Below are 20,864 nucleotides of genomic sequence, written 5' to 3' on the forward strand. Positions count from 1 at the left end.
CGCTATGACAGATCATAACGCAACCGGATGCAGCTGTTCGGGTGAGGCCAAGAAGGCCTGCACCGTGAACCGCCGACAGTTCCTGTTCGCCTCGGGTGCCACGACCTTTGCCGTGATGGTGGCGATGCCCACCCGCCACGGTCAGGCCGAACAGGTCCCCGCCCTTGTGTCCACCTATCCGCGCAAGCTGATCGGTACACTGTCCGAGCTGGAACAGGATGTCCCGGTCGAGTTCTACTACCCGGATGAGGGCGACTATTCGGACTCGATCCTGGTCAAGACCGGCGTGGAAAGCGGTGGTGGCATCGGCCCGCAACGGGACGTTGTGGCATTTAACCTCACCTGCACCCATCAGGGCGGGTCGATGCATGACAGCTACAAGCCCGAACATAAGGTGCTGGGCCCATGCCCGCTGCACCTGTCCACCTATGACGTGACACGGCATGGCATCCTCGTCTCGGGGCAGGCCTACCAGTCGCTGCCGCAGGTCCTTTTGGAACTGGATGGCGATGACATCTACGCCGTTGGTATGTTCGGCCTGATCTACGGCCGTTACGACAATCTCATTGCATAAGGGGAGGGGAGACACAGATGGCAACCCCGTATTACGTACCCGAAACCAACGTCCCGCTGCCGCCCAAAGGCGCTGAGGTCATCTCGACCGCCTGCGACTATTGCATCGTGGCCTGTGGTTACAAAGTCTATCGCTGGCCCGTGACAGCCAAATCGGGCGGTCCCGGAGCGGATGAAAACGCATTTGGCGAGGACTTTCCCGTGGCACCCCTAGGTGCATGGGTGGCCCCAAACCAGCACAATATCGTGCTGCACAAAGGCCAGCCGCACCATGTGGTGATTATCCCCGACAAGGATAACCAGACCGTCAATACCGACGGCGACAGCTCCTTGCGGGGCGGATGTATCGCGCAGAAATGCTATAACCCACAGACGCCTACACGCGACCGGCTGAAAACGCCGCTGATGCGGATCTATGGCACGCTAATGCCGGTTCCTTGGGATCTGGCGCTGGATGTGGCGGCAGAGGTGGGCAATCACGTGATCGCCAAACACGGCACCAACGCCTATGGCGTGAAGACTTTCAGCTATCAGTATATCGAGAACACTTATGCGATCTCGAAATACGCGCTGCGCCATATCAACACCGCGAACTTCACCTTCCACGACACGCCATCCGATGTGACCTCGACCCCCGGTTTCCGGGATGCGGGCTTTGACAACTTTGGCCCCTCCTACGAGGACTGGCGGGATGCGGAAACCCTTCTGGTCTGCGGCACTGATCCGTATGAGACCAAAACCATTCTCTATACGCAATGGATGATGAAGGGGATGCAGAACGGTCAGAAAGAGATCTACCTGATCCCGCGTCGCTCCGCCGGTGTGGCCCATGCCGAGAAGATGGGCGGTCTGCATATCGACGTTCTGCCCGGAACCGACCTGCTGGTCGTCAACGCCATTGCCCGCGTCATCGTGGAAAATGGCTGGGAAGACAGCGACTGGATCCAGAAATGGGTCAACAACAAGTGGGAAAGTTCGTCCGGCTTCGGTCAGGGCACCCGCAACACGCCATGGCAGTGGCGGACGACCTGGGGCAAGTTCCAGACCAAGGGTTTCGAGGACTGGAAAGAGTGGCTGCTGTCGCAGGACGATTTCGCGCCTGAGACTGCCGCGGCCATGGCCGAGATTGACGTCCAGAAAATTTACACGGCTGCCGAATGGCTCGCTAAACCCAAGGAGGATGGCTCGCGCCCGAAAACCTCGATCATGATCGAGAAAGGGTTCTATTGGTCGAACAATACCGGCAACACGCAGGCAATCTCTGCGCTGGGCATCATCTGTGGATGCGGTGGACGTCCGGGTCAGGTCATTGGCCGGGCCGGTGGTCACCAGCGGGGCGGTGTGAAAGGCGGGAAATATCCGCGCAACAAATCGCCTGAGAAACTGCCGGGTCGCCGCCGCCGCGCCATGGATACCGACCGGTATCTGATCGCAGGTCATACCCGTATGGCCCATGTGATCGGCACCACCTGGATCCAGTCCATGTGCGGTTCGCAACAATTGGCAGACAAGTTCGAGGAACTGACCGTCCGCAACCCGCACCAGATCGCCACCTTTGACAAGCAGGAGATGATCGACACGCTGAAGGCCCGCGCCGACAGCGGTGGTATGGTGGTGATCAATCAGGACATCTATCTGCAGGACCCGATCGGCAACCGCTACGCCGACATCGTGTTTCCCGCGGCGACCTGGGGTGAAGAGGACTTCCTACGGGCAAACGGCGAACGCCGCCTGCGTCTCTATCAGAAGTTCTATGACGCCCCCGGTGCGGCCAAGCCAGATTGGTGGATCATCGCGCAACTGGCACAGCGGATGGGCTTTGACGGTTTCGACTGGCAGAACTCAAACGAGGTCGCCGAAGAGGCCGTGCGCTTTACCCGCGGGTCGCGCAAGGACTTCCACGCGGTCTATCGTCTGGCTAAGAAGGAAGGCAAAGGCCTGCATCAGAAGGTCCGTGAATTCGGCACCGATGGTGTCCAATGCCCGGTGATTCTGGATACCGATGGGGTCACGCTGATTGAAACCAAGCGTCTGCACGACACAACCCGCACGCTGCCCGACACCGGTGCAGCCGGGAAGGACGTGTTCAACAAGAAGCTGACGCATTTCAACAGCCAGACCGGCAAGTGCAATATCCAGAAATCGCCCTGGGGCCTGTTCTCGGACTATTGGGAATGGCTGAAGCCTAACAAGGACGAAGGCGAGCTGTGGGCGACCTCCGGTCGGATCAACGAACGCTGGCAGTCTGGTTTCGACGACCGCCGCCGCCCGTATATCGTGCAGCGCTGGCCGGAAAACTGGGTCGAAATCCACCCCGACGATGCGGCCGAACGTGGCATCGAAAGCGGCGACTATGTGATGGTCTATTCGGATCGCGTTCCGGGCAACAAGACCACGCTGTTGGGCGTGGAAGGCGATGACTTTCAGTTCTCGAAACTGATGGAGAACGGGCATATCGAGCTGACCAAAGCGGCGATCACCGCGGTGGCCATGGTGACGCCCGCCATCAAGAAGAGCGTTGTCTACATGGACTTCCTGCACATGCAGCAGCCCGCCAACGCGCTTGAGGGCCGGATCGTCGACTGGATCAGCGGCAATTACAACTACAAGATGGGCGTTGCCAAGGTCCGCAAACTGGGCCCGAGCCCCTACAAGACCTCGTTCCGGACGATGTCCTTTGCACCGCGCGACATCGCCTGATGACAGCTTTCCGGGGGGCGGATGCCATGCCGCCCTTCGGGTCTGGTCCCACTGCAGAAGGGACCTTGGGCCGGGCGTCCCCGGTTCACTGGAAGGCAGGTATCGGTTGGGAAACCTGCCTTTCACCCAACCCGCCCAACCGCAACATGGCAGCTTGATATGAACATGCATTCCGATACCGCCCTGCGCGATGAGGCCACGGGCCTGTTTTCCGACTACGCAAAATCCGAATTTGACGTGATCCGCCTGCGCGCCATTCAGGCGTTGACCGCGATTGGTGCCAAGAACAGCCCGGCTTTGGTCGAAGCGCTGCTGGATGATGATGAAGACGTCCGTCAGGACGCCGCTCAGGCGCTGGGCGCACTGGGTGTACAGGAAGCCGCTCCACAATTGCTTGAGAACCTGATCCATGACCCCTGTGGTGAGGTGAAACTGGCCTGCGTGACGGCGTTGGCGGAACTGCAATCCGAGGACGCCTCGCCTTTCCTTCGCACCCTTGTGACCGGACGCGGGGATGAGATCACGTGGGACGAAGACGAGTTGCACCAGGATGAATGGGACGATTGGCTCGACACCCAGATTGCTGCGATCAAGGCATTGGGTCGGATGGGAGATCCAGCCGCGATAGAACCCATCGTTGTAGCTCTGATGGATGAAGACGGGCAGGAATTGGGCGACGTCGCCTGCGAAGCGTTGGGCCGGATCGGCCAACCTGCGGTGCCGACGCTCGGCGTGTTCGCACAATCCTCGAACCGCCGCCTGCGCCACCGTGCCCTGAAAGCGTTGGCTGCTGTTGGCGGTGCCGAAGCCGGAGGCATTCTGCGCAAGGTTCTGGGCGACAAAGACGGCGCAGTTCGGCTGATCGCCTATGAGGCGCTGATGCCCAACGATACGGCGTTGGTCGAGCAAGCCCTGACCGACGCGGTCGAAGACATCCGCATCGCCGCGCTGAACCTGTCGGGTTTTTCCGAAGCGGAACTGCTGGATCGCATGATGCGCGACCCCGGCGCAAAAGTTCAGTTGGCGCTGATCGAACGGCTGGACCGCAGTGCTCCGATCGCTGACAGGGACGACCTGCGCTGGCAGGTTCTGGATTTCCTGGCGACTGGACAGCAGCCCGAAGTGTCAGCACAGGCGCTGGGCTTGTTGGCGTCGCTGGCCCCTGGATTCGTGGCGGATCGCCTGAACGCGCTGTTCTCGGTAGACGCAAGTGACCTCAAGGCCGAGCGTATGCAATGGGCCATCGTTGATGCGCTGGCGACCTCTCCCTTGCGCGAGGCGGCAGAGTGGTTGCAGCGCGCCTGTCGTTCGCCGTTCCGATCCGTACGGCTAAAGGCTTTGGCGTCGCTGGCGACAATCGTTACCGACGACACCCGCCCGCATGTGAACCAGCAGCAGGGGCGCGAGATGCTATTGTCTTTTGCTCTGGCCCCAATGCCGCATGTTGTGGAACAAGACCCCGAAGAGGAAGCACCTCAGACCGACATTGCCGCGCTGGAAGAGGCCGGGTTGGACGTGTCGGAAGGCGGTGACAATGGCACGACTTCTAGCCTCGGCGCGATCCTCGGCCACGATGCAATTGCTGCCGAGATGCAGCAAGAGGCGGAAGTGGACGACGTGCAGCCGCTGACCCCGCGCGAGCAGGCCTTACTGTCCAAGGCCACACGCCATCCGAAACGCCGCCGCGTTGCACTGGACGACGATGCCGAGGCTTTGGCGCGTGAAACCCGCATGTCTGCCATTCGGCTGCTGGGCGAGGTAAAAGGCATGCAGGTCATGCTGGCGCAGATTGCGCAGGAATCCGACACTGAAATTGCACAGCAGGCTTTTTCGGCACTGGGTGTGTCTGTTGCTCGTCATGGGGCGGAGCTGAGCGATGAGCAGGTAGTCGAGCTGATTTCACAGGGCCTCTCGCACACGGATTCGAACCTGTCGTTGCAGGCGCTCAAACTCCTGCAATTGGCTGACCTGCCGCCGCAAGACGCGTTGCGTGGTAAGTTGCGGGCAATGCTGAAAACGGGTGACACTCCGTTTCGCATCGACGCCATGCAGATCCTGACCAAATGGAATGGCACAGCAGACGTCGCATGCAGTCTCCTCAACGATCCGTCTGCTCCGGTTCGGCAGGCCGCAATGCGCCTGATTTCCGAGGTCGCTCCGGATCGGGCGAGCGCCGAGATCGTGCCCTTCCTCCTTGCCAACCCCGAGCAGCGCATTCTGACCTATGTCAATGACAACTCTGCGGCAGTGGTATCCATTGGCCGCAAATTATTGGCCGAGCTGCGCGACCAGAATCGTCGCGGTCAATGGCCGGTAATGATCACTGCATTGGCCGATTTGCTGGGAGAGCCCCCGCGCACGGTCTGAACCCGGAGGAATGGATGCTCTCGTCGTGCAAGACAATCGCGATCATGCTGGTCGCGGCAACGGTCGGACTGGCTTCGATGGCGCAGGCTGACGATGTGCCTGAAGTGGCCGTCGTCCATCAGATCATTGACCTGAATGCGGACACACCGGCGCATGCCTTTCGGTTCGAACCCAAACTTCTGCACGTTCCTGCCGGGTCGACCGTCCGGTTCAAAGGCTCGACGGGACGCCACACCGTATCGGCAATCCTTCGTATGATCCCCGTTGGTGCGCGCAGTTTCGAAATCCGGGGCAAGCCCAGTATGGACCTGACTTTTGAGAAAGAGGGCGTCTACGGCATTCGTTGCCGCGTTCACGGCCGCCACGGAATGGTCATGCTGTTGGTGGTCGGTGATCCTGGCGTGAATCTGGAAGGGGCAAAGGCTTATTTGCCGAAACTCGGCGAAGCGGAACGCCAGGGCTTTGAAGAGCTATTTGCAGAACTGGAGGGACGAAATGGCTGATGGATGTGCCTGCGACAGGCATGCTCACATGTATGTCTCGGTAGAACAGGCCTTGCAGCGTGGGTTGGAAGTGGCCCCCTGCATTGCGGAGACTGAAACCCTGCCTTTGATCGATGCCATTGGTCGGGTTCTGGCGGAAGATTGCTTCAGCAAAGTCGACTTGCCTGCCTTTGATAACTCGGCAATGGACGGATACGCGGTTCGATCGGGTGAATTGATCGACGGCGATGTGCATCATCTGACCATCGCTGGTCGCGTTGCAGCTGGCGATAGCGGCGCGCATGAGGCACCAGCGGGCAGTGCCCTGCGTATTCTGACAGGCGCACCGGTGCCTAAAGGATTTGATGCCGTTGTGATGCAAGAAGACTGCCAGATCACTGATGGCGCAATCCGTTTTTCTCGCACACCGAAACCCGGGCAGCATATTCGCCGCGCGGGCGAAGACCTTAGCGCTGATGCGCCTCTGCTGGCCAAGGGCTGTGAAATCGGCCCTCGCGAGGTCGCTGCTTTGGCGGCGGCGGGGTACGGCACGGTCACTGTCCGCCGCAAGTTAAAGGTCACAATGTTCTCGACCGGCAGCGAACTTCGTGAAGCCGGCGAGGAGCTTGGCCCGGGCCAGATCTACAACTCCAACCGCTATATGCTGCGCGCGATGCTGGACAAGCCCTGGATCGAACTTACGGATGCCGGACCTGTTAAGGATGATCCCGAGATTCTTGAGCAAGTTCTACGCAATGCCTGCGACACATCCGACCTGATAATCACGACCGGTGGCGTTTCGGTCGGCGACGAAGATCACATGCCGCGCCTGTTTGAAGAAATCGGTGGCGAGATCGATGTGATGAAAGTGGCGATGAAACCCGGCAAGCCGATCTTGTTCGGCCGTCGCGGCAACGCGCTTTATGTCGGCCTGCCAGGAAATCCGGTGTCCGCTTACGTCACCTGGCAGGTTATCGGATCGCAGATCATGGCATCCCGCGCGGGCCTGGAACGAAAAAGGCCGGCTCCGGAACAGGCCGTTTTGGCGGAACCTTTACAGCGGCATAAGGGACGTCAGGAGTATCGCCCCGTTCGGGTTGATGGGGTGTCGCCGGACGGTCGACCAAAATTGAGGCTGATGGCCGAGTCCTACAGCGGACGGGTCGCGATGCTGGCGCAGGCTGATGGATTGGCGGTTCTACCGGCGGAGTTGGAAAGCATGCCAGCGGGTCAAGCCCTGGAGTTCCTGCGCCTTTGACCACACGCACTAACCCCACGTAACGCAAAGCGTCATCCTTGCGTGCGCCAGGGCGCTGCGGATAGAAGTATTACGAGCCAGCTTAAACGCCTGCCAGGAACGCTTTATGGCCAATGATCACATCCTTATTGTTGACGACGATCCGCAAATCACATCGTTTCTAAAACGCTACCTCGAAAAGCAGGGGTGCGATGTCAGCTGCGCAGGCGATGGAACAGCCATGGACTCGATCCTTGCGCAAACTGCTGTGGATTTGATTCTGCTGGATATCGGTTTGCCGGGGCGAAACGGATTCGACATTACCAGAGAGCTGCGGGTCAACTCGAACATCCCGATCATCGTACTGTCCGGCCGGGACGAGATTTTCGACCGGGTCGTGGGGCTGGAATTCGGGGCCGATGACTATATTACCAAGCCTTTTGAGGCGCGCGAAGTACTTGCGCGTATTCGTACCGTTCTGCGACGAACAAGATCTGATCACAATCCACCGGACCAGGAAGGCTCGGGTATGCCGCTGATCAAATTTGGGGACTGGGTTCTGAATCTGAACGAGCGCACTCTGACCACAAAGGGCGCGCACCATTCAACACCATTGACGACGACAGAATTTGAGGTGTTGCAAGCCTTTGTGAGTAACCCGCACATGGTGTTTTCACGCGATCAGCTTCTGGATAAGGCCCGGGGGCGGGAAACGATTGTCGGGGACCGAACGATCGACGTTCACGTCATGCGGTTGCGCAAGAAAATTGAACCCGACCCCTCCGCGCCAACTTACATCAAGACAATACATGGTATCGGATATTGTTTTGCGTCCAATGTCAGCAAAACCGGCTCTAGACCGGCTTAGGGTGCCTTAGCCCATTCCTGATGAAGATGATCCTATTGGGCTGATACATCCACCTGTTCAGGAACAATGGCAGGTGTGCCTTTGGCTCTAAAATTGAGCGCGAAGTGTCGACTCAACTCATTGTTTCAAAACGGAATTCGTACTTGTCCTGTCAACCGATGCCGCTAAACACAGCTAGGATCATCACCAACGCAAAATCGATGCCCAAGAGCACAAACAGAAACTTTGCGGCCACGAGAAGCTTGTGCCAGACCGTCGTTGCCCCGAGATAACCCGCCTGCGGCTTCCAAATGTGGTAGAACGCAAAAACCGCCAGCGGGACGCCGATATATGGTAGCACCTGCAGGAAGAATGCAAAGAACGACATAATCCACTTGGCCCAGGAGGATTGGCCGCTTGGGCTGGTTCCGGACGCCTGCCCTCCCCACGCTCGGTTCGAGCGGGACAAAGCAGCCCGCGACCGCGCGTCCGCTCCGGGCCTTTCGATCTGAGCACGGCGCAGTTGGCGTTCGCCCGCCTTGGGGATCGAGGTTTGGACATCCCGCGTTTCCTGGTCCTTTCTGTCATAGGCAGGCAGCGGGATTGGTTCGAACGGCGGTGGTTCGGCGGGTTGCCACCAATCCGGCGTAGGCAGGCGCCCTTCGGCGCTGGCTGTGCGGAATGCCTGTGCCTGTTCTATGTTTTCGCTACTGGCTCCGGTTTGTCGGCCAAGCAGCAACCAGGCGCGTTCAGCCAATGCCAGACCTTCGGTGCCACCAACCATATACAGAAAAGACGCGTACCCTTGCCCAGTTGTCACCGGATTGCCGGTGCGGAAGGGGCGCTGTGGCGTGCCGCTTTGTTCGGCCTGATGCAACCACGCCCGGAATTTACGTCGCTCTGCCCGAGGGACTGAAACTTTGTCATTCACAGTCAGGCCCGTCACCTCTTGCCGCCCGCCGCGTCGCATAAAGCGTGTCTTGTCGCGGTGGAGCGTGAACCCTTCTTCGGTCGTGATCGCCCGCACCGCAGCATGGAAGATCTTGAGGCCCTGATCGCCGGGGAAAGGGCCAGAGAACGTCATGTCATCCGCGTAGCGCGTATAAGAAAAGCCGAACCGGCGTGCGAGGCCCAAAAGCCGTCGGTCCAATTTCCTAGCTACCAGATTTGCGATGGCCGGACTGGTGGGAGCACCTTGCGGAGTTGCACGCGGTCCGGTTGCTACATGCCAGACGGTGCCATCCACGTTGATCGTGTCGCGTGGTGCTTCGGTCGCGATCAGCGCGAGCACGGCGGCATCCGCCTCGGCATAGCCCATGGCCGCAAACAACCCCTTCACGCGCCCGTAGGTGATCGTCGGAAAGAAGTCCTGAAGGTCCATGTTGATGACCAGCTCTTGCCCCACATGCGGCGCTGCATTGGTCAGGATCGAGCGGCCCGTACGAAAGCCATGGGCGGCGTCATGGGGTTCAATGCATGCCAGAATGTTGTCCAGCACCCAGTATTGCGCCCGTTTCATCCGTGGCTTAGGGGCGGAAATGACACGCACGCCGCCCGTTTTCTTGGGGATCTCGAAGCTTTGGTAATGCGTGACGCGGGCGACCTTCCGGTCATGGGCGAGAAACTTGAGCTCAGGAAGCCCGATGCCCATGGCTTCGGACAGCGCAATCGCGCCTTCGATCACTGGCAGCCCTTGTGCCGTGAGCCTGTCGTTGTTTGCTTCGCGCGATTGCAGAGGGGCCGAAGACACATCGCCGAGCGAAATCACCTCTGCACGCTTACGCGCATCAAATGCAGCGGCACGGGCATTTCGGGCTTCGATGGCCTTGCGCTTGGTTTCCACCCGCTTGAGACGCGCCCGACGCATCCGCTCTTTCATCACCGCCTGTAACGCCTTGTCAGGATCGGAAAGCCGACGGTCCCGCGCAAGTATATCGGCTATTTCAGCCTGCAGTGCAGCACGGCGTTCAAAGAATTCGGCAGGCATCTCGCCCACTTCGGCATCCCGACCCCAAAAGCCATGGCGGATCATTTCCTCCAGCACCACCTGGTCCAGAGAGCTGTCGGAAATACGAGAGCGGAGGTTGGAAACGCTGCTCATTGTGCAGCACCCGATGAGGGGCAGAAGGAAAGCAAGAGGACTGGTGCCTTCGAACAGCTCTCAGGGCTGGATCGATCAACTCCCAGCGACCCCGCCACCCCTATGCGCCTTGAGTTCTGCGAACTCAAACGGCAAGCGCATAGGGGTGGCTGGGGTCGCGTTGTGAAGATTGAGCCAGCGACGCATGTACAGTCGGTTGGCGCGGACGGCGAAACACCGCCCAAGATGCAAGGCTCCCAGCCTCTTGCTTTGGAGGGCAGGCTAGGCGGGTTGAATTCCGCGCGCAAGCCTGAATTGGGTTTGGAGAGGCCGAGGTTCATGTCAGACCTCTTGGAAATTGGACAAGCTTGGCGCTGTATTTTCGCGCTTCTGCCGCCCGTCTTAGTGCAATCATGTGCGCGCAGGGTCCTTTGCGCAGCGCGTTTTGACGGATATGCCAACACGTACAGGTTCCGCCGGTTATCCGCTCATCCGCGTTTAATGTCAGAGACACGTCATGCGACCGCCCGTCTTCGGTAACGCGGCCGGTGATGTGGTCAGGGGTAAGCGTGTCCAACTCGACCAGATCGGCGGCAAAAAGCCTGTCCGCCAGCCTTTCCGTGTCATCAGTAAAACGTAAATCCGAGATCGACAGCGGGTCTTGTGTCAGTTCACGCAGGCGCCAGAATCCCTTGTCCAGATCGAACATAACCCGGCCCGCTTGCGCCAGCGCAGTCAGTGACGAGGCGGTGTCGCTCCGGTCCGCACCAATGGCGCGCGCGATTTCATCGCCTGTCCCGATCCAGTTGCCGCGCAGGTGGTCCAGGATGTTGCGCCCGAGGTCGGACGGCACCCGTCGGCGCGGAGCGAGCAGATCGAAATGTCCTGCCTGCGCCCAATCGTTCGAAGTCCAACCCGAAAGGCCAAGCGTAAACCGCATGGGCCCCAGATCGGCGATGACAAAGCTCGGCATACCTGAGCCGAACAGATACAGATCGAAATGACGCGCAACCGGAACCATACGCTCCAAGATGCGCAGGCGACGGCGGCCCCAAAGACGGATCTCGTCTTCCTGCTCTATGTGGCAGATGGAGCGTGGGCAGGCCAACACCTCGTTCCAGGGCTCAAACACCACTTCAACAGGGGCGCCGGGGCGCAGGCGAAACCGCAATGAGCGGGGTCCGTGAGTTTCCTTCCGTGCCCGAAGGCGAACACAGATGTTGTGCATGTCCATCGGGTGCAATCGCACCTTGGACATCGGCAATGTCATCGCGGCGCTGACCTGCAGAAAACCCCGCATCCAGCTGTCCGGCAGGTCGATCTTGGCTTCGAAAATCTCTTGCCCGGCTTCGACATCCGCAGTGAACCCTTCGGGGTTCACGCGCAGTTCGGCCCGATTGTGGCTGCGCATTTGCTGGAAGGCGTCATAAAGGCGCTGGCTGTAATCGATATTGGTCACGCCGACCTGGAATTCCGAGATATCCTGGAACATCTCTAGATCCACGCCCAGGCGTCCATAAACGCTCTCATCCGCCGAGAAGCACTCAAAGGACAGCTCGTCAGGATGAACGGCGATTACCGGGTCGAGTATATACCACGCAGCGCGGTCGACTTTGTAAAGCCAGTCAAAGTACTTCTGCTCGGCCTTCCGATACGTGCCGAGAACCTCTTTTTCCTGCTTGCGCAGTTCGGACAGTTCCGAGCGAAGCTCGGTCAGGCGTGCGCTGTCCCTTTCCCGCTGCGTATTGGCCTCGGCCAAAAGTTCAGCGCGTTGCCCTTCTAGCCAGCGGAAATAGCTTTCCTTGTTGGTCGGTTTCGGTCGCAAGTCATGGGTGACCACGTGATGCAGAACCGAGATTGCCTCGCGGAAGGCGACGGTATTGCCCAACGTGCCGACGAAATAGGTCGGGTCACGGCTGAGGTCGGGCGCGAAGCTGAGTGTGCCGTCGGCAGCCGAGGACTGGCCGGCATAGCGGTGTGTGACTTTCATGATGTCGTCTCCGCAAGGCCATGGCTGCGCAATCGCAGCAGGGCGGCAATTGCCCGATCGCGATCGGCACGAACCACCGAGGCCGCCATGTCAGAGACAAGCGGCGTCAGGGCGGTGCGGGTGGCGTCGGTTCCGTGGTCGATCCGTTCTTCGATAAATCGCCAAATCTGTTCCTTGGCGGCCCGGCTGGCATGCACTCGTTGCAGCATTCGCCGCATCGCGGGGATCAAAGTCCGTAAGCGGTTTGGGTCGTCGCCTGCGTATTCTCGAATGAGTCGAGCGATGGTCAGCCGAAACACCGGTGCGGGATGTTCCGCAAGGCGCATTAGAAAGCCTGGCGCGGCCACTGCCGTCATACGCTGGGCCAAGAGTTCCCGCCCGAAACCCTGCGCAGCGATTGTCGTACAATCGCATAGGGCCAGAACTGCCTCGTCGGGCCATCTTTCGGCACCGGTCTCGCGGATCAGGGCGTAAGTTGCGTCGCGGCTATCGGACCAATCTCCGTCAAGCAGCGCGAAGGTCTCCTGTGGGGCACGCGCGACCTCGTCGACGCGTGTACGTAGGGCGTTGACGGCCCAGTCCCGCGCAATCTTCTGGTCCGAGCATCCGATGCGGGCGATCTTGCGTAGCGAAAAGGCCATCGGCGAGAACTCTGACACCACCTCGGCTCCGAGGCGCCGTGCCAGACCCGCGCGGGCACGGATGAGGCTCCAGATAACAGTCGGGCCCATATCGCTGACCCCTTGGCGCAGCGCCTTGGCTGACGGCGTGTCGGCCTCACCGGCGGTCAGACCCCAGAGTTCTGCCAGAACATCATACACCCCTTCGTGCGGCTCATCGTGATAGGTGGCATCGAGCAGCACTGCGAGAAGCGCGGGGCGCCCTTCGTTGTCTGCCGCCAAACGCTGGACGGCGGAAATCGCTTCGCGACGCGCGGCGGGGTTTGGCCCCAGAAGCAAAGCGCAAATCAAATCGACGGTGTCGATCAGAACCTCTCGACTGGCCCCAACTATGAGTGCCGCTGCGCTGGCTTGCAGGTCGCTGTCGTCCGACCCGGCCATGGTTTGGGCGTCAAACAGTGTGGCGCCGTCAGGACGCAAGGCCGCCAACCGGATGGCCATAAGCCGGTGCAAAGGGTCCGCGTGATCGGCCAGAGCGGCAAAAGTATGCGGCGGCACTTGCGCGATGCCGTCTTGCAAAGTGGTGCGCAGCGTTGCAGGCAATTCCATCGCCTGCTCTCGCGTCAGGCGAACCGGTGGGGCAGTTTGCTGCAATCTGTCCAAAAGCGCCTTAGCAGTGCCTTCAGCATCAAGAGGTGCGCCCGGCAGGAATGTCTCAAGCCAGCGGTAGTGGTCGGGATGCAAGGCCAACAAAAGCCGGGCGGCGTCGTTTGGATCACGCAGCCATGTTTCGGGTGCGAGGTTCAGCGTTGTGCGCACCATGGTTTGTGCAGCCTCCAGCGGTTGTGCCGCCAGAACACACAGCAGATCAATGTCCATCAGACCGGCTGCGGCGCGGTGCTCGGCCACCCAAAGCGCGAGTTCTTTCGCCTGGGCCACCGGATGCGCGAAGAGTTCCGCCAGAACAGGCAGGCGGATGCGCGCAGCATATTCGGCGTTTTCCCGCAGCTTCCGCGCTGCAAACCGGACCGTATGCTGGTGATGGCTAAACCGGATGATTTCAAGCAGATGGCCTGGTGCGACGGCCCAGAGTTCCGCGAACCGCGTCTCTCCATTGGACAACAGCATGTCGCGGGCCGGAAAGGATGCGTTGTGCAAAGGCAGGCCATACCGCTGATCCATTAGGCAAGCGGACGCCATATCCACAAAGTTCGTGCGATCAAAGCCGCCAAGACTGCGCAGATGCCGCGCCACGCGCCGGTTTAGGTAACTTTTGGTCGCGCCTGTGAAGACCAGACTTCTACCATAGTATGAGGGGGGCGTAGGCTCGGCCGCAAACCGCTGGGCGAGAAGGCCAAATACGGATGAGTCATCAAACGCTTCTGCCGCCTTGAAAATCCGCCGTATCGTACGAAAACTGTCCCTCTCGAACGGAAGCACTCTCAGTACGTCCAGACAGAGCGCGGCGGCCTCGGGGTCGTGACGACCGGTGGCATATAGGGCCAGCGTTTGCTCGTGAAAAAGGTCTTTGTCCTGAGTTCGCAGCGCGATCCATTCGTCAGCCGACGGCGCGCCCGGATTGACGCGCGCGGCCGGTTCAAGAGTGAGGGATGGCGTGCCGAGAAATTCCCCCAAAACCAGTTGCGCAGCCTCCGACGTGGTCTTGTCCGGCGAACTGGCGAGGAGTATCAGCGTGTCCGTGCTGTCGCTGTCCCACTGCGGATCGCGCAACCGCCAGATCACGTAGGGCAACAGACGGCAAGTCGCCGGGTGATGACGGGCCTGATAACTGCCAGCGGCGTCAAGCACGCGCGGTAGCGCTTCTTGCAGACGACGCAACGCCAAAGACCACAACAGCTTTGCCGCGTGCGCATCGTCCAGACCCGGCAAACGCTGCAGGCGGGACAATAAGGCTAGGTCGTAGGGGTTTCGTGCGTCAGTCTCTACCGGGACTGGCGCGGCCGGAGGCGCCTTCGATCCGGTGCTGCCCTGTTCGAAATACCCGCGTTCCGTGCAAGATAGGACAAGGCTTTTGAGGATCCGGTCCGCCTCCTCCCGTGACACGGGATCCGGAGTGCGTGTGCCATCCTCCAGCGCCAAACCTTCCCAGCCATAGCGGTAATTGACCAGATAGAGCCCTCCTGTTTCGACGAGTTCGATTTCGTAAATCCGGTTTCGCCCAGCAGGTTTGATCAGGTTTTTTTTGAGAACAAGGTTCATAAATGTGGAGGTCTTAAGGGGATGGATTGCTCAACTAATGCGGACTGTCTCGATCTTATCGCTCAACGTCAAGTGTGTATTGGTCGCGCGTGAGTGGAAACTTAATTATTTGCTCTTGCTTGACAAATCCGGGTCAACAACTTCGCGCAAAGATGATGTAAGCAAAATGAAAGCGCGCATGCGAAATTGGCTAAATAACCGCGATGGCAGCTATCAATAATGTCGTGCGCATGCGTCAAAGGGACGGCACGTGGTCTTTATCGCCGTGAAGCGCCCTTTCGAAAGACAGGAACTCAAAATACCCGCACCTTTCGCCATGGGGGTAGGCGCGGCAGGCTTTGGGCCTCGCGTCATAAACAGTACAGTTTCGCTGCTCGCCGTCAAAGAACGTACAGATTTTGCTGAAATGGCGATCCGATTTATGCTTCAACATTAACGGATAACGGCTGCGGCCCTGAAACATGCCGAGTTTTGTGTATTTTGTGATCAGCTTCTCTTCGGAAATGCCAAGGTGAGAACACAGCCGGTCCACGTCTTGGGGTGTCAAATCAATCTGGTCGTATGTGCAGCAGAACCCAGGACACTTTGCGCAATCGAATTGGTTGTCAGCCACCATTTTGTCCCTTTTCGGAAAACTGTTTGCTTGTGTGCAAATTCATATCGGCCAGTTGCATCTTGTTCACTGTAATTCCCTGCTGATGCCCGGACCGATTTCTTGCAGAGTATTCGAAAGGCTTGACCGATGGGAAGTTCAGGGTCATTCTCCCAAAAAACGAGGGAAATATTATGAGCGATCTGACAGTATTTGTACAAGAAGCCAATTTGAATGATTTGTCCATTCAGCAACTAAACAAGATTGAGGAAATTCTTTTGCGCTCGCAGGACAGCGCTGTGCAGGAACTTGAAAGCATAACGACTGCAGTGAAAATGCTGAACGAAGTACGCCAAAGACGCGACGGCGACGGTCGCGTAAAGAAAAGCCCGAAAAAGGATTGAGTTTTTCACTGGCTTTTCAGCCAGTGGGATCACGTTTTCTTTCCAGCTTTGCGCAGGGCTTCTGCCGCGCGCGCAAAGCTGGTTCGGGCTTTGACTATTCCCATAACGTCAGGATCAGACCAGTTGATATGATCCAGTGCGACGGAAATGGCATCGGTTCCAAAATCGCGCTGTTTTTCTTGGTCAGCCTGTAGCACTTTCATCAATTCAGCCGATCCAAATTCAAGCAACTTGTCTGCATGCTGCCCTTTTGGGCCGTCGGCCACGGGGTCCCAAAGCGATCCGTGTGTCATCCAGCGCCGCGCGGTATGCAGCAGATTGCTGAACCCGACATAAAAACTGCCAACGCCAATGTAGTTTTCCAGCGTATAGACCCGGTGCGTGAACTTGCCGGGGAGAAAAATGGTTTCGCCCGGTTGAACGATAAACCAACATGCGCTTTTCAACGAAAGGAAGGCTTCGGGATCGAAACGGGCTTTTGCATTCAAATCAACGCGTTCGACATCTTCCAGCCCTGCATCAAGCCCTTCATAGGTCTCCCACGCCAGCCAGAGTTTGCTGCCCACGCAGCAATGATTGCAGACCGCCATGTCATCGGAATGAGAGTCGGTCAACTTGCCTGCGGTGCTGAAAACGGCTGTCAGCATTTCCAGCTCGCGGATTTCGTCGGATGCGTTGGGCATCAGGTTCCAGGGCTTAAGGAAATCAACATCAAAATACTCGGCCAACGGGCCATTTCGAACTGGAAGGTCGGTGACCCCCATAACCACACCGGACTGCCGCCAGCGTTGCAGTATTTCAGCAATGGTAAGGTGTCGTTTTTCGTCGCCGGTTCCCAGCCGCACCCGATACGTGTCGGGTGCGGTGCACCGTGCCAACTGAGCCGCCAATTGGTCGGGCGCGCAGACATGGCCCCCATCGGAACCGCGAGCCAATGGTCGCGGAAAGTCGCTGTAAAGAACGGGCTGTTGTCTGGCGATGCATTCAAAAAGATGGCTTTTGTTGAAAGGAAACGGTTTCAGCTCCAGATCCTGAAGCCTTTGTCCCGAGCCTTCGGGGAATTGCAAGTTACGGTCAATCCGGCGGAGGCTATGAAAAAATGACAAGACCGCCTCGTCAGAGTCGGGCTTGTTTGCCTCGAATTTTCTATGCAACATCTGGTGAATTCCCATTAAACTGCTCAAGGTATTTGCCGGCTTTTGTTAGATCGAAAGAACTGCTGGAAAGATCAACGCCTGCAATGGCCTTTTTCAGATACTCAACGGCCGGACCGTTCGGACCGAGTGCCGGTGCGTTTTCCGCAATGCTGAGCGCAATTTTTAGCATAAAGCTTGCCGCGCCCTGTTGCTCGGCCAGAGAAAAAGCATCCAGAAAGCAGCGGTGGGCGGCGTCGCTGTCGCTATCTGACCCAAGCAACAAAAGTTCACCCTTGACCCGCTGTGCTTCTGGGGCAAGCCATGGTTGCTTGGAAATGACCTCGTCAATCAAGCCGAGTCCCAGGTCTTTGTCACCGGTTTCCAAATAGACCTTCGCGTGCAGCATGGTTGTGAAACCCTGTCGCCACGTATTCGCCAACAGGTCTGCTCCTTCGTCGTGCTCACCTTTTTTGGTAAGAGCCCAGCCTTTCAGGTTGCGACCCCACTCCACAAAGAAGGGATAGTTATGGACTTTTGACTGGCTGATAATTTCCTCTGACACTTCAATGAGTTCGTCATACTCTGAGCTAAAATGCAGCAGCACGCCGCGCATTGCCAATGAATAAACCAAGGACTGCTTATAGGCGATTTCCTTTGCCAGTCTTAGTGAATTGTCAGCAAACTCAAGCGCGGCCTTCGGTTGTCCCATGAACCATTTGTTAAGCGAACTATAAGACAGGCTTTCGACACCGGGATCTTCGCCGGTTCTGATCGCAAGCGACTGGAAGCGGGAAGGGTCATAGATTTCCACCGATTTCGAAAGGTGCAATTCAGCCCGCTTGTGATGGCCCCTTAGCGTGGATGTCACTCCGCCAAGGTTATGAGCAACAAGCTTGGTTACTTCGTCGTCTTGCTCTTCGGCAAAGTCGAGACAGACATCCGCGAGTTCCTGCGCGCGAACATAATCCGAGCCGACCTGCGCAGAGTTCCACATCCCGTAGAGAATCTCGTGAAAGCAGGTCTTGTCGGCTCCGGAATTGGACAACCGCCACGCGTCTTCATAGGCGCGCACGGTCTCTGGTGCAGTATAGCCTTTTACGCTTGTCAACGCGGCACCATAAGTCGTCTGGAGCGTGATTTTCCGTCGTACCGTCTCTTGTTCGACGGGCTTTTCGTCAATGACGGATAGCGCTTTCTCAATATGGGTAAGCGCTTCCATTGTCGCCGAATGTTCCATTGCCAGGCGGCCTGCGGCCTCCCAGTATTGGAGGGCCTTTGCTTTGTTATTCGCCAAATCGAAGTGTTGTGCCAGAATCTCTGGTGACTTCTTGACAGTGTCCGAACTGGAGTTTTCAAGAACGAAAGCAATACGTGAATGCAGCTCGCGCCGGGCTTTGCGTGTCAATCCGTCATAGATGGTATCTTGCACCAAAGCGTGTTTGAACTGGAAAACGCCGTCTTTTTTGCCCGGATCATCAATCAACAGGCCCGCATCGATGAGTACGGACAGTATTCGCCGCGTCTCGTCCCGCTTGACCCTTGAAATCCGGGACAGAAGGATCTCGGAAAACTCCCGACCGATCACTGCAGCACAACCCACCAGCTTGCGAGCTTCGGGGGATCTGTCCAAACGTGACAGCAGCGAGTCATAGAGGGTCGCCGGGATGGTCACATATGTTTCCGGCGGCACATTATCCCGTTTTGCGCGGGTGTCGGAGGCCATGTTGGCGCGTACGGTTTTTGTCAGCTCTTCCAGAAAAAACGGGATGCCGTCCGCTTTGCTCAGGATCTGTGTCTCAAGGCCTTCTGACAAAACGACGCCAGGCGACCAGTTGCGGATCACCTGCGCCGCTTGAGGCCGAGACAATCTGCTCAGTCGAAGGCTGGAAACGTTAGGTTGGCTTTTCACCAGCCTGGTCTCATCTTCTCTGGTTGTGATGATCAAAAGAACGTTCCGAGTTCGAATCTCACTGACCAGAGCTTGCAGTAGCTCTAGCGACGTCGGGTCAGCCCAATGCGTGTCTTCGAAGAGAATGATCTTTGGCCGCGAGTCCGCCGAGTTCAGAAGCAGTTTGACGATGCATTTTATTGTCTCTGCCTTCTGTCTCTCTGACGACATCGAGAGATATTCGTCAGAGCCGGTTTCGAAAAACAGCATGTTTGCGATCGTGGCGTGATCGTTGGTGTTGTGAATGCCTTTGAGATTCAGGAAAGCATGCAGCTTTTCGAGCTTTTGCTCGGGTGTGTCACCATCGGCTATCTGCGCTTTGGTGCTCACATAATCAATTACGGGATGCAGATAGCTGTTGGAATAGTAGGATCGACATTCAAGCTTCAGGGTCTCGGCTTCCATAGGTTTGACCTGTTTCAGCAACTCGTCCGAAATAGCAGATTTTCCGATCCCGGCTTCGCCCGATAATACAATTACCTGCCCGTCACCCTGTGTTGCGGCTGTCCACCGGTCATTCAGTATTCCAATTTCATGATCGCGGCCGATTATTTCGCTGCGCACCTGGCCAATCTGGTGCTTTGGGCTTTCGCTGCTTCCAACTTTACGCAGCACTTCGTATATGCACAGAGGGCCTTCTATCCCCCTCAGATTTACGCCGTCATGTGCCAGAAAGTGGAACCTTTGCCATGCCATTGATGCAGTGGTCGAACTGACGACGACAGAATTGGGGCTTGCTGCACCCTGCAGCCGAGCGGCAAAGTTCGGCGTGAAGCCGAGAACATCGATTTCTTCCGACTCCGCCGTCGATTTCTTGTTCAGAAGAACCTTTCCGGTTGCGATACCTACCCGAACCGCAAGCCTGCGCGCAATCTCGGACGCGGATTCATCGCGAACTTCCCTGACCGATTTCACAATGTCGAGGCCCGCAAGAATTGCGCGTTCAGCATTGTCTTCGTAGGCCTGCGGGTGGCCGAAAAAGGCCATCATCCCATCCCCAAGCCGGAATGCGACGAACCCGTCATAACGTTCGATGGCTTTTGTCCACCGCGCGCGGCAGTCGGAAATAACTTCACTAAGGTCTTCCGAGTCGAATTCGGTTGAAAGAGCCGTCCAGCCGACAATATCGCTGAAAAGAACTGTTATCTGCCGGTGCTCAGTCGTCGTTTCCGAAATTGAAGACGTTCTGGAGCCGAAGGTGTCTCTTGGTTGCGCAGCCAGCGATGCCTGAAAATGGCGGCGCAGGCGTAGGCGATCACCAATCGGGATTCCCAGCTCGATAAAATCGGCCTCGGTAAGTTCGCCGATCATATCAATATCAATCGCAGCCCTCCGCAGAACGTCAGCGTATTTCCCCAATCCGGCTTCTTCCAGCCAACTAGAGAGAGAAGAAACACTCTGTGCCATGTAAGGATCGATCCTGGAATTCTTATTCGGTCAGTGTATTTATCGCTGCGTTGCTTGCGCCGTGCATTAGAAATTCCACGCTGGTATAGCACTTTCCTTTCATGGATGCACTCCTGGCCGTTGAAGTGTTTCCAGTGCCAGATCATGGCTTACACATTGGTAAGTAACTATGATGAAGTTTTAAATACACAAGCGTCGATCTTTGAGTTTGCCCTACAAACAGTCCGCCGTGCCGCCTCATCGTGTCCGCTTGGCATCGGT

General features: G+C 57.7%; 13 protein-coding genes. 7 read left to right on the top strand and 6 right to left on the bottom strand.

Annotated elements, in window-relative coordinates; translation table 11 throughout:
• The first annotated feature begins 4 nt into the window (after positions 1 to 4).
• The 6 genes from MHN28_RS17535 to MHN28_RS17560 all read left to right on the top strand — a co-directional run bounded on the left by MHN28_RS17535 (position 5) and on the right by MHN28_RS17560 (position 8,227).
• Positions 5 to 574, top strand: a complete 570-nt coding sequence (locus tag MHN28_RS17535; protein WP_239343869.1) for an arsenate reductase (azurin) small subunit — start codon at positions 5 to 7, stop codon at positions 572 to 574.
• A 17-nt stretch (positions 575 to 591) separates the two neighbouring features.
• The gene (locus tag MHN28_RS17540; RefSeq protein WP_239343870.1) at positions 592 to 3,273 is read left to right on the top strand and encodes an arsenate reductase (azurin) large subunit; all 2,682 of its coding nucleotides are present in this window, start codon (positions 592 to 594) and stop codon (positions 3,271 to 3,273) included.
• Positions 3,274 to 3,432: 159 nt separating this feature from the next.
• A complete protein-coding gene (locus MHN28_RS17545) occupies positions 3,433 to 5,640 on the top strand; it encodes a HEAT repeat domain-containing protein (protein WP_239343871.1) in 2,208 nt (735 codons plus the stop codon).
• 14 nt (positions 5,641 to 5,654) lie between these two features.
• Positions 5,655 to 6,143, top strand: a complete 489-nt coding sequence (locus MHN28_RS17550) for a plastocyanin/azurin family copper-binding protein (RefSeq protein ID WP_239343872.1) — start codon at positions 5,655 to 5,657, stop codon at positions 6,141 to 6,143.
• The gene (glp, locus tag MHN28_RS17555) at positions 6,136 to 7,380 is read left to right on the top strand and encodes a gephyrin-like molybdotransferase Glp (protein ID WP_239343873.1); all 1,245 of its coding nucleotides are present in this window, start codon (positions 6,136 to 6,138) and stop codon (positions 7,378 to 7,380) included. Before MHN28_RS17550 ends, glp begins: the two co-directional genes overlap by 8 nt.
• A gap of 106 nt (positions 7,381 to 7,486) precedes the next feature.
• The gene (locus tag MHN28_RS17560) at positions 7,487 to 8,227 is read left to right on the top strand and encodes a response regulator (protein ID WP_239343874.1); all 741 of its coding nucleotides are present in this window, start codon (positions 7,487 to 7,489) and stop codon (positions 8,225 to 8,227) included.
• A gap of 151 nt (positions 8,228 to 8,378) precedes the next feature.
• Here MHN28_RS17560 and MHN28_RS17565 read toward each other — a convergent pair whose 3' ends face one another.
• The 4 genes from MHN28_RS17565 to MHN28_RS25090 all read right to left on the bottom strand — a co-directional run bounded on the left by MHN28_RS17565 (position 8,379) and on the right by MHN28_RS25090 (position 15,732).
• Positions 8,379 to 10,307 (bottom strand): reverse transcriptase family protein, encoded by a 1,929-nt coding sequence (locus tag MHN28_RS17565; RefSeq protein ID WP_239343875.1) that lies wholly within the window; start codon positions 10,305 to 10,307, stop codon positions 8,379 to 8,381.
• A 316-nt stretch (positions 10,308 to 10,623) separates the two neighbouring features.
• Positions 10,624 to 12,276: a hypothetical protein gene (locus MHN28_RS17570; protein ID WP_239343876.1), complete on the bottom strand. Its 1,653-nt coding sequence runs from the start codon at positions 12,274 to 12,276 to the stop codon at positions 10,624 to 10,626.
• Positions 12,273 to 15,116 carry a hypothetical protein gene (locus MHN28_RS17575; RefSeq protein ID WP_239343877.1) on the bottom strand — a complete coding sequence of 948 codons (2,844 nt, stop codon included), beginning with the start codon at positions 15,114 to 15,116 and terminating at the stop codon, positions 12,273 to 12,275. The genes MHN28_RS17570 and MHN28_RS17575 overlap by 4 nt, the downstream gene beginning before the upstream one ends.
• A gap of 235 nt (positions 15,117 to 15,351) precedes the next feature.
• Positions 15,352 to 15,732, bottom strand: coding sequence for a YkgJ family cysteine cluster protein (locus MHN28_RS25090; RefSeq protein WP_370645742.1), 381 nt, complete (start codon positions 15,730 to 15,732; stop codon positions 15,352 to 15,354).
• Positions 15,733 to 15,902: 170 nt separating this feature from the next.
• Here MHN28_RS25090 and MHN28_RS17580 point away from each other — a divergent pair, with 170 nt between their 5' ends.
• A complete protein-coding gene (locus tag MHN28_RS17580) occupies positions 15,903 to 16,112 on the top strand; it encodes a hypothetical protein (protein WP_239343878.1) in 210 nt (69 codons plus the stop codon).
• Positions 16,113 to 16,141: 29 nt separating this feature from the next.
• On the opposite strand, the gene MHN28_RS17585 is transcribed toward MHN28_RS17580, so the two are convergent.
• Together MHN28_RS17585 and MHN28_RS17590 are read right to left on the bottom strand one after the other, a co-directional pair.
• Complete coding sequence (locus MHN28_RS17585) at positions 16,142 to 17,218, bottom strand: hypothetical protein (RefSeq protein WP_239343879.1); 1,077 nt, start codon at positions 17,216 to 17,218, stop codon at positions 16,142 to 16,144.
• A gap of 40 nt (positions 17,219 to 17,258) precedes the next feature.
• Complete coding sequence (locus MHN28_RS17590) at positions 17,259 to 20,603, bottom strand: adenylate/guanylate cyclase domain-containing protein (protein ID WP_239343880.1); 3,345 nt, start codon at positions 20,601 to 20,603, stop codon at positions 17,259 to 17,261.
• Between the last annotated feature and the right edge of the window lie 261 nt (positions 20,604 to 20,864).

It is taken from the genome of Ruegeria sp. Ofav3-42, assembly GCF_022347725.1.
Taxonomy (GTDB): domain Bacteria; phylum Pseudomonadota; class Alphaproteobacteria; order Rhodobacterales; family Rhodobacteraceae; genus Ruegeria.